The sequence below is a fragment of the Pseudomonas sp. FW215-R2 genome (assembly GCF_058789255.1).
Map to the genome: position 1 here is coordinate 231,434 of NZ_JBYTBO010000003.1, position 13,981 is coordinate 245,414.

Genomic DNA, 13,981 nt, shown 5'->3' on the forward strand with positions numbered 1-13,981 from the left:
TTTTTTCATGCTCGCGATTCGCTCGGAATCAACGGCGCGTCAGCGGCTGCGCTTCGAACTTCACGCCCGCCAGACCGTGCTGGATCAGCGCACGGATATTGCCGTGATCGCTGCCTTCAGGCGTCGCCACGACCGAACGGTAGTGTTCGCCGAATGCCAGCAGCGCTTCTTCGTCGTTCAAGCCTTCCAGCAGCGCCAGACCCAGCGTCTTGCACGAACCTTCATTCTGCCCGGCCGCGTTTTCCACGCCGCCGTTGTTGAACGCCTGAGGCTGGTAGTCGTAACCGGCGGCGACAAACGCCAGGGTGTCGGCAAAAACGTGTTCGCCGCTCTTGAGGCTGGCGCGCAGGGTGTTCAGATCACTCATTGGGTTTTCCTTTGGCGAACGCCGCTTGTTGTTCGGCGCTGGCTTCTTGCTGATATTGGGCTTTCCACTCGGCGTACGGCATGCCGTAAACCACTTCGCGGGCATCGTCGAGGCTGACGTCGATCTGGCGCTCGTCGGCGGCGGCCTTGTACCACTTGGACAGGCAATTGCGGCAGAACCCGGAGAGGTTCATCAGGTCGATGTTCTGCACATCCTTGCGGCTGTCCAGGTGGGCGACCAGCCGGCGGAAGGCGGCGGCTTCGAGTTCGAGGCGTTGTTGCTCGGTCATGATGGGCTCTGTGCAGTCAAATCGTGGCGCGGATGATAAAAGTCTGACGCTTGAAGCGCCAGACGCACTCAGCGGCTCGCGGCGAGGGTGATCGACACCGACTCGGCAAAACGCAACGCGTGCGGCTTGTCGACTTCGACCTCGGCGTACAGCACCGATTCGTTGACCATCACCAGATCCAGCAATTCCTGGGTCAGGCGTTCGAGCAGCGCGAAGCGGTTGCCTTCCACGTGGGCGATGATCGCCTTGGTGATGGTGCGGTAGTTCAGCGCGTGGTCGATGTCGTTGTCGCGCACCGCTTCCTGCGCGGCGTACAGGATGGTCAGGTTGATCAGCACATCCTGCTTGTTGAGGATTTCGTCCTCGTTGATCCCGATAAAGGTGCGCAGGCGCAGATCCTTGACCCGGATGCGCGCCATTCCCGGTTGAAGTTGTGGCATTTACTTGCTCCGTCCAATCAATTGCAGGAACTCCTGGCGGGTGTTGCTCGACTCGCGGAAGGCGCCGAGCATGACCGAGGTGTTCATGGTCGAATTCTGTTTCTCGACACCGCGCATCATCATGCACATGTGCCGGGCTTCGATGACCACCGCGACACCGGCGGCATCGGTGACTTGCTGGACCGCCTCGGCGATCTGCCGGGTGAGGTTTTCCTGGATCTGCAGGCGGCGGGCGAACATGTCCACCAGCCGTGCGATCTTCGACAGCCCCAGCACCTTGCCCGTCGGAATATAAGCCACATGGGCCTTGCCGATGAAGGGCAGCAGGTGATGTTCGCACAACGAGTAGAGCTCGATGTCCGCGACGATGATCATCTCGTCGGTGTCGGAAGCAAACAGCGCACCATTGACGATCTCGTCGACGCTCTGTTCGTAGCCGTGACACAGATACTGCATGGCCTTGGCCGCCCGCACCGGTGTGTCGAGCAAGCCTTCACGGTCGGGATCTTCACCGAGGCCGATCAGGATCTCGCGGTAGTTTTCGGGCAGGGAACGGGTCATGGAGCATCCTCGCGGGGGCGTTTTACTTGACGTGCCGCCCGCCGTTGACGGTCAGGGTCGTGCCGGTGACATAAGGGTTGTCGAGCAGGTAGCGCAGGCTCTGATAGATCACTTCGCTGCCGGGTTCGATGCCCAGCGCGGACTTGGCCAGCGCCTTGGCGCGGTATGCCGCGTCGTCGTCGGGATTGAACAATAGCAGGGCCGGCGCGATGCCGTTGACCTTGATTGACGGGGCGTAGCGCGCGGCGAAGGACAGCGTGAGACTGTCGAGCCCGGCCTTGCTGGCGCAATAGCCGATGTGTTTGCTGCTGCCCTTGCGGGTGACGTCGTCGCTGATGTGGATGATGTCGGCGGGGTTCGAGCGTCGCAGCAGGTCGGCGCAATGCAGATTGATCAGGTACGGCGCCAGCATGTGGATGTTGAACATGCGGGTGAAGGCTTCGGCTTCGTCGTCCCCGTTTTCCGCCAGCCACTCGGAGGCGTTGTGGACGATGGCTCGCAGGCTGTCGGTGTGGGTTTTCAGTTCGGCGATGAACGCCAGGATGGAAGCTTCACTGGAAAAGTCCGCGAACACGCCGATCGCGCCCAGGTCCTTCAGCGTCTTCACGCCCGGACGTTCGCTACGGTAAGTGAAGATGACCCGGTGACCGTCCTCCAGCAACCGCTGCGCACAATGCAGCCCGACGCGCTGGCCGGCACCAGTGATGAGAATGGGAGCTGCAAAAGAGGTCATGAACGGCTCGCGTCGAGGTTAGAGCAAAAACTATAACAGCGACGCGAGCGATGGTTTCAGCGATTTTGCGTGGACGCCGCGCCAGGCAGTGGACGGGGTGGGGAACTGTTGAGCCAGCCGGCCAGCAGGCGTGTCGACAGTGGAATGAAGAAATAGACCATCAACGGCGTCAGGCACAGTGTGCTGATGAACACGCGGGGCAACAGGCTCATTTCACCGAGCAGCGGACCGAGCACGAAGTTGAACAGCAGGGAAACCGGGAAAAACGCCAGCCAGATGGCCACGGCCTGTTTCCAGCGCGGAGGACGCACGCCGGCTGCACCGAACCAGCCTTCGATGCCGCTGACCCGATGTTCGGTCGGGTGGGCAAACAGATCACTGCCACGGGCAAGCCACGCGGTGCGCGAGGCCGAGTGCTCCCAGGCGTGCAGGGTCTGTTCGTCGACAAAGCGGAAAATGATCTGGAACTCATCGTCGCCGGGAGGCGGAGCCAATACGCCGGAACCCAGGTAGCCGGGAAAGTCGGTGGCCAGTTGTTCGCCTTCGCGCAGCCAGGCGATCAGGTCCTGATAGCGGCCATCGGCGACGCGACGCGCGACCATCAGCGTGACGGGGGAAGTAGACATCGTGTATCTCCGTATTACGTTTGCGTCGTTCCGGGTAGGAACTTCGCCTGACGCAGCGCCGGGGTAGAGGGCTGCGCTTTTCGACAAGCAAGGATTATTCCTGATTATTGTGACGAAACCAGAGAGTTTCGTCCCGTTTCATCGCTTGAACCGACAAGGGGCATCCGGAGTAGAATGGGATCCAACTACGCTAACAACGCCAACAAGGACGTGCCCGCACACATGCCTGTCATTACAGACGTTCGCCCTGCTTCGCAGGCATCTGTTGCGCTTGAGCGCGAGGAGCTTTTCCCCATACGTGAAGTGGCGCGTCTGACCGGAGTGAACCCGGTCACGCTGCGCGCATGGGAGCGACGTTATGGTTTGATCCAGCCGACACGCACCGAAAGTGGGCACCGGCTGTATTCGATGACCGATATCGAGCGCGTTCGCAGCATCGTCGACTGGATTGATCGTGGTGTGTCGGTGAGCAAGGTCGGCAGGATCCTGGCCAAGACCGAGCCGATGAAAGCGCTGGCGCACATCATTCCCGATGACATGGTGCAGGCCGACTATCTGCAATGGCAGGATCAGGTCCAGCGCGCGGTCAGTTCATTCGATGACCAGGAACTGGATCGGGTCTACGGGCAGATTTTCTCTTCCTACACGCTGCCTGTGGTGTTCCAGGACATCCTCATGCCGCTGTGGCTGCGCTTGTTGCAGCGCCAGGATTCATTCGGGCAAACCAGCGAGTGGCTGTTCCTTGATGGTTTCCTGAGGGCGCGGGTGCTGCAGCGCATTGTCGTGTTGCGTGGCTCGCATCCGCGCAAGGTGATTGTCAGCGCCCTGGCCGGGCAATGCCGTGAACTCGAATTGCTGGTGGCGGCGCTGTTTCTCAGTGGCAATGACACGGGCGTTCGTGTGTTGACCACCGGCCAGCCGTTCGATGAGCTGACGCTGGTTTGCGAAAAAATCAAACCGCAGGCGCTGGTGCTGTTTTCCAATCACGCCCCGACTACCGAATTGCCCCGGCGTCTGAACCGCCTGGCCCTGAGCCTGGATTGTCAGTTGATGCTGGCAGGCGATGCGTCGGATCTGGCACAGGACAGCCTGGCCGGTTCATCGGTGGGCTGTCTGGGCAATGAAGGTTCGACCATGCGCCAGCGCCTGAACCAGTTTCTCGCGGGGACGCTGGATACCTGAGACTCAGGTGTGCAGGGCAGGGTGAGTCAGGCGATGTTGCTGAAGGATGAACTGGCGCAGGCGCTCGGTCTCGTCGGCGTCGCTCTGGCTCAAGTCGTAGGCGTAGAAACCACCTTCGGTTTCCCGTTCGAAGGTGCCGCGCAGGGAAATCCGCTCATAGCCTGAAGGGCTGAACCACAGGGCGAAATGCTTCGGTGGCTTGGTCTTGTTGCGCACTTCCAGCAACACGCCTTTGTGCGAAACCTCGTGAACCCACAGCATGCCCGGTTGGCCCTTGGCATTCTCCAGCGCTACCGGTTCTTCAAGGGCCAGACGCCATGGGCGCACCATCGGCCCGTCTTCATAAATGCTTGGCACACCCAGGCGCAAATGCAGGGCGTGGAATTCGTCTTCCACCAGATGCAGCGGAAAGGTCATCTGCTGGTTTTCGAAGTTGGCCTGGATGGTGACTTGCTCATGGGCCGCCAGGCGCGTGAGCAGATCACGGATTTGCGAACCACCATTGACCAACAGGCTCGACGTCGCATCCCGCACATTGAGCTGCGGGTTGTGTTGCATGGTCTGGATAAAATCCAGCTCGTCCTGGGTCAGGAGGGCGTCGCGTTGCATGGCTAGCTCGAAATAAATAATTACAAAGTCATTGGTGATTGTAGTTAATGACACTTAGTTCGCTGTTTTGTTTGCGCCGTTCGTCGCTTTGATGGCCGCCAGCTCTGCCTCGAGTGCCGCGACCTGGGCTTCCAGCTGCGCCACTCGCTGCTGCGCCTTGACCTGAACGGTCACGTCCTTTTGCACGCCGACGAAGTAAGTCTGTCCATCGTCAGCGTTTTTTACCGTCGACAGCGACAGCTCGTTCCAGAACGGTGTGCCGTCCTTGCGGTAGTTACGCAGAATTTCGCGGCACGAGCCGTTATTGCGCAGGGTCTCTCGAATGAGGGGCAGGTTGTCCTGGTCCCGGTCTCCGGCCTGCAGAAAACGGCAATCCTGATACAGGATCTCTTCACTGGTGTAACCCGTCAGGCGTTCGAAAGCCGGGTTCACGTAAATCAGGATGTTGTCCTCTTTACCTTCCCGTTCGGCCACCACGATTCCATCGTTCGACGCGTTGATCACCATCTGCAGCAGGCTGGCATTGATCATCTTTGAATCCTTTCAAGGGTGTCGGTGGCAGGCATTCTAGAAGATCAATCGGCGCTGTCTACTGGCCATCAGCGCTTATCGAGAGCCAATCGCAACATTGCGCCGCCGGCTGTTACTATCGCCGCTCTTTTTTTCAGTTTCAGGATCAGATTGATGAAAGTCGCCATCCTCTCCGGCTCGGTGTACGGCACGGCCGAAGAAGTCGCCCGCCACGCCCAGAGCCTGTTGAAAGCCGCCGGTTTTGAAACCTTCTACAACTCGCGTGCCAGCCTCGCCGACCTCCAGGCCTTTGGCCCTGAAGCCTTGCTCGCCGTGACCTCGACCACGGGCATGGGCGAGTTGCCGGACAACCTGCAACCCTTGTACTCGACCCTCCGCGATCAGCTGCCGGCGGCCTGGCGTGGCTTGCCTGGCGCGGTGATCGCATTGGGCGACGCCAGTTACGGCGACACCTTCTGCGGTGGCGGCGAGCAGATGCGTGAGCTGTTCGGCGAACTCGGCGTGCGTGAAGTGCAGGACATGCTGCGCATCGACGCCAGCGAAAGCGTCACCCCGGAAACCGACGCCGAGCCTTGGCTGGAACAGTTGATCGCCACGCTCAAGGGCTGATCCCGCGTTCGCGCAACAGCGCGAGCCAGGCTTGTGCAGCCTTCGACAGATACGCGCCCCGGCGCCAGATGAAGGCGATGTCCCAGCGCAGGTAATCCGGTGCGTTCAAGGTCAGGCGAACCACGCCTGGCCGCACCAGCCCGCGCGCCACTACGCTCGGCAGCAGCACCACGCCTTGCCCGGCGGCCACCAGCGCCGCGAGAAAATCCGCCTGGCCGCTACGGCCACCTTCTTTCGGGGTGAAGCCCATCTGCTGGCACGCCTGAAGCAAACGATCGTTGAGCACGAAACTGCGCTGATACAAAAGGAACGGCGTCTCAGCCAATTCCTCCAGAGCGATCTCGCCTTTTGCCGCCAGCGGGTGATCCACCGGCAGCAGCGCATCGAGCGGTTCATCGCAGAAGGGCTGGAAGTCGAACTGTGGGTCTTTCGGCCGCAGACTGCCGCCCAGTTCCAGTTCACCGCTCAATACCGCCTGTTCGATATTGCGGCTGCCACCTTCGAGCAACTGCACGCTGATGTTCGGGTAACGCCGCCGGTACTCGGCGAACAGCCCGGCAAACAGTGCATCGCTGCCCAGCAAGGGCAAACCGAGACGCAGCTCGCCGCGCGCCAGTTGGCTGAGGTCATCCAGTTCACTGAGCAATTCATTGCGCAGGCGCAGCATGCCTTCAGCCCGTTGCAACACCACGCTGCCGGCGGCGGTCAGGCGTAGCTGCGAGCCCAGTCGTTCGAGCAGCGGCGTGCCCAGGCTCTGTTCGAGCTGAGCGATCTGCTTGCTCACGGCGGACTGACTGATGTGCAGGGTTTTTGCCGCCTGAGTGAAACCGCCCTGATGCATGACTTCGACGAAGCTTTTGAGCTGTTTGAATTCCATGGCCTGATTCCAGATTGGAATGGCTTTGAGTCTAACAATTCGCTTTGGGGATGGCAGTCCGGTTCGTAAAATAGGCCCCTGAAAGGAGCCCAACCATGAACGCCTCAACACTCAAATATCTCTCTCGCCTGCTGGCCGAACTGGCCGTGCTGCTCGGTCTCTATCTGCTCGGCTGCCAACTGGCTGTGTGGCTGGCATGGCCGATCCCCGGCGGCGTGATCGGCATGGCGTTGCTGCTGTTGGCTTTTGCGTTCGGCTGGGTCAAGCCGGCGGCGCTGCAAATGGGCGCGGGACTGCTGATGGCCGAGATGCTGCTGTTCTTCATTCCGGCCTTGATGAGCCTGCTGGATTACGGTGCATTGCTGCGTGACGACGGCTGGCGAATCCTGTTGGTGATCGCCGCCAGTACGCTGATGGTGATGCTGGTGACGGCGTTCACCGTGGAACTGGCCGTGCGTCTGAGGCGGTCCCATGAAGCTTGAACTGATGCCGATGTTCTGGCTGGCACTCACGCTGCTGGCCTACTTGTTCAGTCGCTGGCTGTATCGTCGGACCGGTCGCTACGTGCTGTCGCCACTGATTCTGGTCCCCGCATTATTGCTGGCCCTCGCCGTGCCGCTGCATACCGCCTACGCCGAATACTCCAGCAACACCCATTGGCTGATGCTGGTGCTCGGCCCGGTCACCGTCGCGTTTGCGGTGCCGATCTGGCAACAGCGGCGCCTGCTGGTGCGACATTGGTCGGCGTTGCTGCTGGGTATGCTCGCCGGCAGTACGGCGTCGATCGCGACTTCGTTTGGCCTGGCCAGGGCCTTGGCGCTGGACAGTTCGGTAACGCTGTCATTGGTGCCGCGCTCGATCACCACGCCGTTTGCCATGCCGCTGGCGCAGGATCTGGGCGGTGTGCCCGAACTGACGGCGGTGTTCGTGATGTTCACCGGGGTGTTCGGCGCGATGCTGGGCGGGGTGCTACTCAAGTGGCTGCCGCTGCGCAGTGCCCTGGCGCGCGGCGCCCTGTTTGGCGTGGGCGCTCATGGTGCGGGCGTCAGTCGCGCCCATGAAGTGGGGGGCGAAGAAGGTTCGGTGGCGGGGCTGGTCATGGTGCTCACCGGACTGCTCAATCTGTTCGCCGCGCCTTTGTTGGCGTCGTTGCTTTGACATGGATCCAAGCGGCTGGCGTGGCTGACTCGTTCAGTCATCAAGCTGGCTGCCAATGCAACTACGCGATCCCCCGGGGCTGACTAGACTGCTGACACCTGCCGAAAAAAACAAAAACAGAGGTGCATACAGTGAGCGTAGCCCCCGTCCCTTCTTCCTTGAATGTCAAAGACCAGGTCAGTGCTGCGGAGTGGCAGACCCGGGTCGATCTCGCCGCCTGTTATCGACTGGTCGCCCTGCATGGCTGGGACGATCTGATCTTCACCCACATCTCGGCCAAGGTGCCGGGCACCGAAGACTTCCTGATCAACCCGTTCGGCCTGATGTTCCATGAGATCACCGCGTCCAGTCTGGTGAAGGTCGACCAGGCCGGCAACAAGCTCATGGACAGCCCTTACGAGATCAACCCCGCCGGTTACACCATTCACAGTGCCGTCCACGAAGTGCGGCATGACGTGGCCTGCGTGCTGCATACCCACACCGCTTCCGGCGTTGCGGTGTCGGCGCAGAAACAGGGCGTGTTGCCGATCAGTCAGCAATCGTTGTTCGTGCTGTCGAGCCTGGCCTTTCACGCTTATGAAGGCGTGGCACTCAATCACGAAGAGAAGGCCCGGTTGCAGGCCGACCTCGGCGAAAACAATTTCTTGATGCTGCACAACCACGGCTTGCTGACCTGCGGCGGCACCATCGCCGACACGTTCCTGATGATGTTCACCTTTCAGCGTGCCTGTGACATCCAGGTCATGGCGCAAACCGGCGGTGCCGAACTGATCGCCATCGAACCGCAGATTCTGGCAGGTGCCAAGGCGATGATCGCTGGCGTCACCAAAAGTGCTCAAGGGATGGGCGGCGCACTGGCCTGGCCGGCACTGCTGCGCAAACTCGATAAACAAGACCCGGGGTATAAACTGTAATGCCTCTCGCCGAGATTCCTCTGAGTGCCTGGCGCAAACGCAGCCAGACGTTTGTCTTCCGTGGCCAGCCGATCCGTTACTGGACGGCCGGGCAGGGCGAGCCGCTGCTGCTGATCCATGGTTTTCCGACGGCCAGTTGGGACTGGCATTACCTGTGGCAGCCGCTGTCCCAGCGCTACCGGGTGATTGCCTGCGACATGCTCGGCTTCGGCGACTCTGCCAAACCGCTGAATCACACCTACAGCCTGCTGGAGCAGGCCGATCTGCAACAGGCCTTGCTCGCGCATCTGCAGGTCGAGCAACCAGTGCACATTCTGGCTCACGACTATGGCGACAGCGTTGCCCAGGAATTGCTGGCCCGGCATTACGATGACCTGATCGAGGTCGCCAGTTGCGTGTTCCTCAACGGTGGTCTGTTTCCGGAAACCCATCGGCCATTGTTGACGCAAAAACTGTTGCTCAGCCCGTTGGGCTGGATGATCGGACGCGCGTTTACCCGCGATGCGCTGGTGAAGAGTTTCCATCAGATCTTCGGCCCGGACACCCGGCCCAGTGAAAGTGAGATGGATGATTTCTGGAGCCTGATCGAGTGCAATCGCGGGCCGCGAATCATGCACAAACTGATCACCTACATCCCCGAACGCCGGGTGCAGCGTGATCGTTGGGTCGCGGCGATGCAGCGCGGCGAGGTGCCGTTGCGGGTGATCGATGGCGAAGTCGATCCGATCTCCGGTGCACACATGGTCGAGCGTTATCGCGAGCTGATTCCCGACGCGGACACCGTGCTGTTGCCGGGCATCGGTCATTACCCGCAAAGCGAAGCGCCGGTGCAGGTGCTCAAGCACTACCTCGAATTTCGCGATCACTTCGTGTTGCCGCCGCGCAAGGTGGCGTGTTCCTGATCGCAGGGCGGAGGCGCTTTGCGCCTCTGCACGGTTTCATCATCCCCCAGCCTTATCGCGCACCATTCAGCCTCAGCCGTGTTCGTTGTGACCGCACGCTCTGTACCTGACACTCAGGGACACTGTCCCTCAGGCCTGCTGGAGTTGCCTCGATGAATGAGTCTGTGCGTTTCGAAGATAAAGTCGTGATCGTCACCGGAGCCGGCGGTGGCCTGGGACGCGCACATGCTTTGCTGTTCGCCAAACAGGGCGCCAAAGTGCTGGTCAACGACCTCGGCGGCTCGACCCAGGGCGAAGGCGCCAACGCCTCGGCCGCCGACCGCGTGGTGGCGGAAATCCGCGAGGCCGGCGGCATCGCCGAAGCCAACCATGACTCGGTCACCGACGGCGACAAACTGGTGCAGAACGCCCTCGATGTATTCGGCCGCGTCGACGTGGTGGTCAACAACGCCGGGATCCTGCGCGACAAGACCTTCCACAAAATGGAAGACGCCGACTGGGATCTGGTCTACCGCGTCCACGTCGAAGGCGCCTATAAAGTGACCCGCGCCGCATGGCCACACCTGCGCGAGCAAAACTATGGCCGGGTGATCTTCACCGCATCGACCTCGGGCATCTACGGCAACTTCGGCCAGTCCAACTATGGCATGGCCAAACTCGGTCTTTACGGTCTGACCCGCACCCTGGCCATCGAAGGTCGCAAGAACAACATCCTGGTCAACGCCATCGCCCCCACTGGCGGCACGCGCATGACCGAAGGCCTGATCCCGCCGCAAGTGTTCGAACAACTCAAACCGGAACTGGTCAGCCCGCTGGTGGTGTACCTGGCCAGCGAACAATGCCAGGAAACCTCGGGACTGTTCGAAGTCGGCGGCGGCTGGATGGGCAAGGTGCGCTGGGAGCGCAGCCTGGGCGCCGGGTTCGATCCGCGCGTGGGGTTCTCACCGGAAGAGGTGGCGGCGCACTGGCAGCAGATCTGTGATTTCGAAGGGGCGGCGCATCCGAAGGACAACATTGAGGCGCTGAAGGAAATGATGGCGAATTTGCAGAAGTATTCGCTTTAAGTAGTTCGGCCACCCGATGTAAGTCGTAGTCGGGTGGTTTTCTGTGTTTTATTCGTAGCGTTTATCTGTCATGAATGCCGGCGGTGTCCAATTAGGGCCCTTGATGGTTTTTCCATTTTCATCGTGAGCCAATACCCCGTCTCTTAAGAGCGACTTGTATATTTCTAAAAAGACAAAGTGGGGGGTGTCCTTTTGATACCTTGCATACATTTGATCGATGCGCATGGGGTGAAATGCTAGTGCGAAGACAGAAATAACATCTGCCATCGGCTCGGTTTTTATAATTTTCTCGACAGTACTCATTGGTCGAAGCTCCTCAGGTCGTGTTGATATTCTCGTTCATCTTGAGTATTCATTGGATTCATTGCCTGTTCGTTGTAGAGGAGAGTTAATTCGCTGTCGAGTTTGTAGTCCTTAAGGGGTGGCGAATCTGCAGAAGTATTCGCTTTGAAAGGCGTTTAAAGCGAGCAGGTAGTGGATACACTGCTCGCTGTCGTTTTCTTATCCCTCAGCTTTAAAGCCTGGCTTCCCGTTGGCTGCCCGCCATTGCTTTATAGCATTCAGCGCTCCGCTGGCGCTGTCTTCGACACCTTCCTCTGGGTAATACAAAATATCGGTGCCATCAGGGTGTTCGGAAGTTGCTACGATATTTTCAACGATTGCGTCATGCTCCATTTCTGATGAGTAATCTCCTTCAAATAAACGAATTATGAGAGCTGAATATTCCAGCTCTGTGTAGTCTTCGAATTTTTTCTTGAATTCAATCATCACTGTTCTCTTTTTTTGAGTGTTTAGCAATGTGCTGCTTTGGAGTTAATAGTGTCAGGTTGGCCAAGTCGTAAACAGCCCCGCCCTCATTGATCGGTTTTATATGATGGATTTCAAGTTTCCTCCTTCTGCCGACCTGCTCTATGAAGCGCGTGCTGGGAGACAGACCTTTTCTGATATCAACCTTGTTGATTTCAGTAAATTGATCTGCCAGTAACTTTTCCTTCGCTATAGCCCTCCAGAATGCCCGGCGAAACGCATTGAAACTTGAAAACTCCCTTCCTCTGAGTCTATCCGCAATCTGCTCAGGAATCGGCGCGCCATGGGGTTTCGCCGCCTCCCCCAACCAACTGTCTGACGCCGGTTTCCCCACCCCGAAGACAACTCCGGGTTCCTGCCGCCGATCCCTGAACATGGTAAAGGTGGGCGGTATACCCGACTCAATCGGAAAAACCGTGATAAACCCACCCAACTCATACCGATCCAGTTCAGGAAACGGATCAATCCGTCCCTCTCCGGGAATCACTTCAGCTCCGTCGTAAACCGGCAGATCCGTATCGGCCTGCGGTAAATCCGTCGAAGGATTCAGTGGATTGACCAATGGCGTCCAGGTCAGCGTGGGGCCGTTGGCGTCGCTGGCAGTGGAAACGTAGGTGTTGGTGCGAGCGTCGAAGTGGGCGGCCCTGACGGGCACATTGGCAGGGACAGTCAGACCATCCGTGGTGACAACAACGAACTCGATTTTGTCGCCCATCGTCGACGAACCGAGCCTGACCGGCAGATTGACTTCCCCTCCAATGGCGGCCAACTGATACAGCTCATCGCTGCTCAAGTCGGGTGCGAGGTCTGACAGTGGAACGCTGGCAGAGTAAAGATCGCCATTGCCCAGTTTCGAGGGGGCGAGCAAAGCGGCGAATCCGACGATCACTGGTGCCGCCGCTGTGGAGATGGCCGCCAGCGCCAGGGACACCGCCGTTCGCAGCGACGTTCTGAGTGCCAGCGTGGTTGCCGGGTTGTTGCCAAAAACACCGAGCGGCCCGGTAAAGGTCGGGCCGAATGCGGCCATCGATCCGGCATTGGCAAAGACGGCAGATTGTCCGCTCAGGGCGTTTTCTGCTTGCCTTCGGGCTTGTTCCCTGGCGTTCTTGCGCGCTTTTTTACGGCGTCTTTTCTGTGCCTTTCGCAGCGCTTTCTGTTGTTTTTCCTGCCGTGTTTTTTCAGCCAGCAGCCGGCGCTCTTCATTGCGGCGCTGAGCATCGGCTTGCGCTTGCAGACGTGCCTGTTCGGCAGCAATCTGTTGCGCGGCAGCGTCGGCGGCGATTTGCGCCTGCTCAGCGGCGAGCCGTTGTGCTTCAGCCAGCGCTGCAAGGCGCGCCTCTTCACGAGCCTGGATTTCCTCTTGTTCCTTTTGCTGCCGTGCCGCCTCTGCGAGTGCTTGCTGACGGTGTTGTTCGGCGGCAACGCGCTCTCGCTCGGCCACTACGCGTGCAGCTTGTGCCAGCGCTTCAAGTCGAGCTTGTTCATTGATCCGCGCCAGTTCGGCAGCAGCTCTCTGCGCTTGTTGCTCTGCAGCGATTCGTGCTTGATCGTTGGCCTGAACGGTCGCCAGCCAGTTGAGCACATTGACTTGCTGCTGGTTGAGCAACTGCAACGATTGCGACAACAGCCTCGCTTCGTGAGCGGCCCGGTATGAGAACGACCAGGTCTGAAAGGCAATGCCATCAGGCTTGAGAGGGCGCTCCATCGTTCGCGCTCGCGCGGTGAAATCGTTCAACGGCCGGTTCAGGGGATCGCTGCCATAAAACGTGTTGCCCAAGGCGGTCTGGCGATGAAACTCGGCAGTCTTGCGCGCCATCAGCGTATTGCGAACACCGAGCTCGCGAATGATTGCCTCGGCGGGCGGCAGAGGGTGAGTTGAAACTTCAAGTCTGGCGGCGGCAAGTTCATGTTCGAGGGTTTGTGCAAGTTGACTGGCTCTGGCCTGAAACTCCTGATCCAGAACTTGAGCGGTGCCTTTCACGATATGTACGTTGCCCGCAAAAGCAGGCGGCCTTTGAAAGGCGCCGCTGCTGCTGATATCGAATGTCGTTGCCGGTAACGGGTTGTAGCCGGGAGGCGCTGGTGCTGTCGTGTGGACAGGTTCGGTCAGCTCCCATGCTGGAGGCCTTTGCATATTCATATCCTTTTGAATGTGCGCTGTTTAAAAGTGATGAGTTGTTCTGCCATTAGAAGTTACAGGTGAAACCTCGGGTGCGGGTCCGAGAGTCCTGTAGGCAGTTACAGAAGAGTGCGGCAGAAAACTCGGTGATAAATAACGAATAGAAGTTGTTCGTTATTTCAATAAGGAAGTT

At 59.3% G+C, this 13,981-nt stretch carries 19 protein-coding genes; 7 read left to right on the forward strand and 12 right to left on the reverse strand.

Features of this window, described 5'->3' with window-relative positions; genetic code table 11:
* Positions 1–28: 28 nt before the first annotated feature.
* The 6 genes from AC3WRD_RS05970 to AC3WRD_RS05995 form a co-directional block, all read right to left on the reverse strand.
* Positions 29–367, reverse strand: a complete 339-nt coding sequence (locus AC3WRD_RS05970; protein ID WP_102619450.1) for a HopJ type III effector protein — start codon at positions 365–367, stop codon at positions 29–31.
* On the reverse strand, positions 360–656 hold the full coding sequence (locus AC3WRD_RS05975; protein WP_102619451.1) for a DUF1244 domain-containing protein: 297 nt from the start codon (positions 654–656) through the stop codon (positions 360–362). Before AC3WRD_RS05975 ends, AC3WRD_RS05970 begins: the two co-directional genes overlap by 8 nt.
* Before the next feature lie 68 nt (positions 657–724).
* On the reverse strand, positions 725–1,096 hold the full coding sequence (folX, locus tag AC3WRD_RS05980; protein ID WP_096819038.1) for a dihydroneopterin triphosphate 2'-epimerase: 372 nt from the start codon (positions 1,094–1,096) through the stop codon (positions 725–727).
* Positions 1,097–1,657 carry a GTP cyclohydrolase I FolE gene (gene folE / locus AC3WRD_RS05985; RefSeq protein WP_096819040.1) on the reverse strand — a complete coding sequence of 187 codons (561 nt, stop codon included), beginning with the start codon at positions 1,655–1,657 and terminating at the stop codon, positions 1,097–1,099.
* A gap of 22 nt (positions 1,658–1,679) precedes the next feature.
* On the reverse strand, positions 1,680–2,390 hold the full coding sequence (gene folM / locus AC3WRD_RS05990; RefSeq protein WP_102619452.1) for a dihydromonapterin reductase: 711 nt from the start codon (positions 2,388–2,390) through the stop codon (positions 1,680–1,682).
* A 56-nt stretch (positions 2,391–2,446) separates the two neighbouring features.
* Positions 2,447–3,016, reverse strand: a complete 570-nt coding sequence (locus tag AC3WRD_RS05995; RefSeq protein WP_102619453.1) for an antibiotic biosynthesis monooxygenase — start codon at positions 3,014–3,016, stop codon at positions 2,447–2,449.
* A gap of 222 nt (positions 3,017–3,238) precedes the next feature.
* Here AC3WRD_RS05995 and AC3WRD_RS06000 point away from each other — a divergent pair, with 222 nt between their 5' ends.
* Entirely contained in the window at positions 3,239–4,198 is a 960-nt protein-coding gene (locus AC3WRD_RS06000; protein WP_102619616.1) for a MerR family transcriptional regulator, read from the forward strand.
* Positions 4,199–4,201: 3 nt separating this feature from the next.
* On the opposite strand, the gene AC3WRD_RS06005 is transcribed toward AC3WRD_RS06000, so the two are convergent.
* Together AC3WRD_RS06005 and AC3WRD_RS06010 are read right to left on the reverse strand one after the other, a co-directional pair.
* Positions 4,202–4,807, reverse strand: a complete 606-nt coding sequence (locus AC3WRD_RS06005; RefSeq protein WP_102619454.1) for a hypothetical protein — start codon at positions 4,805–4,807, stop codon at positions 4,202–4,204.
* Positions 4,808–4,861: 54 nt separating this feature from the next.
* Entirely contained in the window at positions 4,862–5,338 is a 477-nt protein-coding gene (locus tag AC3WRD_RS06010) for a PAS domain-containing protein (protein WP_096819048.1), read from the reverse strand.
* Between the two features lie 153 nt (positions 5,339–5,491).
* On the opposite strand from AC3WRD_RS06010, the gene AC3WRD_RS06015 reads away from it, so the two are divergent.
* Positions 5,492–5,947: a flavodoxin gene (locus tag AC3WRD_RS06015; protein WP_096819050.1), complete on the forward strand. Its 456-nt coding sequence runs from the start codon at positions 5,492–5,494 to the stop codon at positions 5,945–5,947.
* Here the strand turns inward: AC3WRD_RS06015 and AC3WRD_RS06020 are convergent.
* The gene (locus AC3WRD_RS06020) at positions 5,937–6,824 is read right to left on the reverse strand and encodes a LysR family transcriptional regulator (protein WP_102619455.1); all 888 of its coding nucleotides are present in this window, start codon (positions 6,822–6,824) and stop codon (positions 5,937–5,939) included. The two genes, AC3WRD_RS06015 and AC3WRD_RS06020, sit on opposite strands and share 11 nt — an antisense overlap.
* A 95-nt stretch (positions 6,825–6,919) precedes the next feature.
* On the opposite strand from AC3WRD_RS06020, the gene AC3WRD_RS06025 reads away from it, so the two are divergent.
* From AC3WRD_RS06025 to AC3WRD_RS06045, 5 genes are all read left to right on the forward strand, one after another.
* Complete coding sequence (locus AC3WRD_RS06025; protein ID WP_102619456.1) at positions 6,920–7,306, forward strand: CidA/LrgA family protein; 387 nt, start codon at positions 6,920–6,922, stop codon at positions 7,304–7,306.
* Positions 7,296–7,982: an LrgB family protein gene (locus tag AC3WRD_RS06030; RefSeq protein ID WP_102619457.1), complete on the forward strand. Its 687-nt coding sequence runs from the start codon at positions 7,296–7,298 to the stop codon at positions 7,980–7,982. The genes AC3WRD_RS06025 and AC3WRD_RS06030 overlap by 11 nt, the downstream gene beginning before the upstream one ends.
* Before the next feature lie 131 nt (positions 7,983–8,113).
* Entirely contained in the window at positions 8,114–8,896 is a 783-nt protein-coding gene (locus AC3WRD_RS06035) for a class II aldolase/adducin family protein (protein ID WP_085729651.1), read from the forward strand.
* The gene (locus AC3WRD_RS06040; RefSeq protein ID WP_102619458.1) at positions 8,896–9,798 is read left to right on the forward strand and encodes an alpha/beta fold hydrolase; all 903 of its coding nucleotides are present in this window, start codon (positions 8,896–8,898) and stop codon (positions 9,796–9,798) included. The genes AC3WRD_RS06035 and AC3WRD_RS06040 overlap by 1 nt, the downstream gene beginning before the upstream one ends.
* A 152-nt stretch (positions 9,799–9,950) precedes the next feature.
* Positions 9,951–10,862 (forward strand): SDR family oxidoreductase, encoded by a 912-nt coding sequence (locus AC3WRD_RS06045; protein ID WP_102619459.1) that lies wholly within the window; start codon positions 9,951–9,953, stop codon positions 10,860–10,862.
* 48 nt (positions 10,863–10,910) lie between these two features.
* Here the strand turns inward: AC3WRD_RS06045 and AC3WRD_RS06050 are convergent, their stop codons facing one another.
* The 3 genes from AC3WRD_RS06050 to AC3WRD_RS06060 all read right to left on the reverse strand — a co-directional run bounded on the left by AC3WRD_RS06050 (position 10,911) and on the right by AC3WRD_RS06060 (position 13,803).
* Complete coding sequence (locus tag AC3WRD_RS06050) at positions 10,911–11,165, reverse strand: immunity protein (RefSeq protein ID WP_102619460.1); 255 nt, start codon at positions 11,163–11,165, stop codon at positions 10,911–10,913.
* A gap of 198 nt (positions 11,166–11,363) precedes the next feature.
* On the reverse strand, positions 11,364–11,630 hold the full coding sequence (locus AC3WRD_RS06055) for a bacteriocin immunity protein (protein WP_219737151.1): 267 nt from the start codon (positions 11,628–11,630) through the stop codon (positions 11,364–11,366).
* Positions 11,623–13,803 (reverse strand): pyocin-S2/colicin E7-DNase domain-containing protein, encoded by a 2,181-nt coding sequence (locus tag AC3WRD_RS06060; RefSeq protein WP_102619461.1) that lies wholly within the window; start codon positions 13,801–13,803, stop codon positions 11,623–11,625. The genes AC3WRD_RS06055 and AC3WRD_RS06060 overlap by 8 nt, the downstream gene beginning before the upstream one ends.
* Between the last annotated feature and the right edge of the window lie 178 nt (positions 13,804–13,981).

What these genes read in the sequence shown, in the direction of transcription:
- AC3WRD_RS06055 (WP_219737151.1), bottom strand. Translation starts at nt 11,630, where the DNA reads ATGATTGAATTCAAGAAAAAATTCGAAGACTACACAGAGCTGGAATAT.
- AC3WRD_RS06045 (WP_102619459.1), top strand. Translation starts at nt 9,951, where the DNA reads ATGAATGAGTCTGTGCGTTTCGAAGATAAAGTCGTGATCGTCACCGGA.
- AC3WRD_RS05995 (WP_102619453.1), bottom strand. Translation starts at nt 3,016, where the DNA reads ATGTCTACTTCCCCCGTCACGCTGATGGTCGCGCGTCGCGTCGCCGAT.
- AC3WRD_RS06050 (WP_102619460.1), bottom strand. Translation starts at nt 11,165, where the DNA reads ATGAGTACTGTCGAGAAAATTATAAAAACCGAGCCGATGGCAGATGTT.
- AC3WRD_RS06015 (WP_096819050.1), top strand. Translation starts at nt 5,492, where the DNA reads ATGAAAGTCGCCATCCTCTCCGGCTCGGTGTACGGCACGGCCGAAGAA.
- AC3WRD_RS06025 (WP_102619456.1), top strand. Translation starts at nt 6,920, where the DNA reads ATGAACGCCTCAACACTCAAATATCTCTCTCGCCTGCTGGCCGAACTG.
- AC3WRD_RS05975 (WP_102619451.1), bottom strand. Translation starts at nt 656, where the DNA reads ATGACCGAGCAACAACGCCTCGAACTCGAAGCCGCCGCCTTCCGCCGG.
- folM (WP_102619452.1), bottom strand. Translation starts at nt 2,390, where the DNA reads ATGACCTCTTTTGCAGCTCCCATTCTCATCACTGGTGCCGGCCAGCGC.
- AC3WRD_RS06010 (WP_096819048.1), bottom strand. Translation starts at nt 5,338, where the DNA reads ATGATCAATGCCAGCCTGCTGCAGATGGTGATCAACGCGTCGAACGAT.
- AC3WRD_RS06020 (WP_102619455.1), bottom strand. Translation starts at nt 6,824, where the DNA reads ATGGAATTCAAACAGCTCAAAAGCTTCGTCGAAGTCATGCATCAGGGC.
- AC3WRD_RS06000 (WP_102619616.1), top strand. Translation starts at nt 3,239, where the DNA reads ATGCCTGTCATTACAGACGTTCGCCCTGCTTCGCAGGCATCTGTTGCG.
- AC3WRD_RS05970 (WP_102619450.1), bottom strand. Translation starts at nt 367, where the DNA reads ATGAGTGATCTGAACACCCTGCGCGCCAGCCTCAAGAGCGGCGAACAC.
- AC3WRD_RS06005 (WP_102619454.1), bottom strand. Translation starts at nt 4,807, where the DNA reads ATGCAACGCGACGCCCTCCTGACCCAGGACGAGCTGGATTTTATCCAG.
- AC3WRD_RS06030 (WP_102619457.1), top strand. Translation starts at nt 7,296, where the DNA reads ATGAAGCTTGAACTGATGCCGATGTTCTGGCTGGCACTCACGCTGCTG.
- folX (WP_096819038.1), bottom strand. Translation starts at nt 1,096, where the DNA reads ATGCCACAACTTCAACCGGGAATGGCGCGCATCCGGGTCAAGGATCTG.
- AC3WRD_RS06040 (WP_102619458.1), top strand. Translation starts at nt 8,896, where the DNA reads ATGCCTCTCGCCGAGATTCCTCTGAGTGCCTGGCGCAAACGCAGCCAG.
- folE (WP_096819040.1), bottom strand. Translation starts at nt 1,657, where the DNA reads ATGACCCGTTCCCTGCCCGAAAACTACCGCGAGATCCTGATCGGCCTC.
- AC3WRD_RS06060 (WP_102619461.1), bottom strand. Translation starts at nt 13,803, where the DNA reads ATGCAAAGGCCTCCAGCATGGGAGCTGACCGAACCTGTCCACACGACA.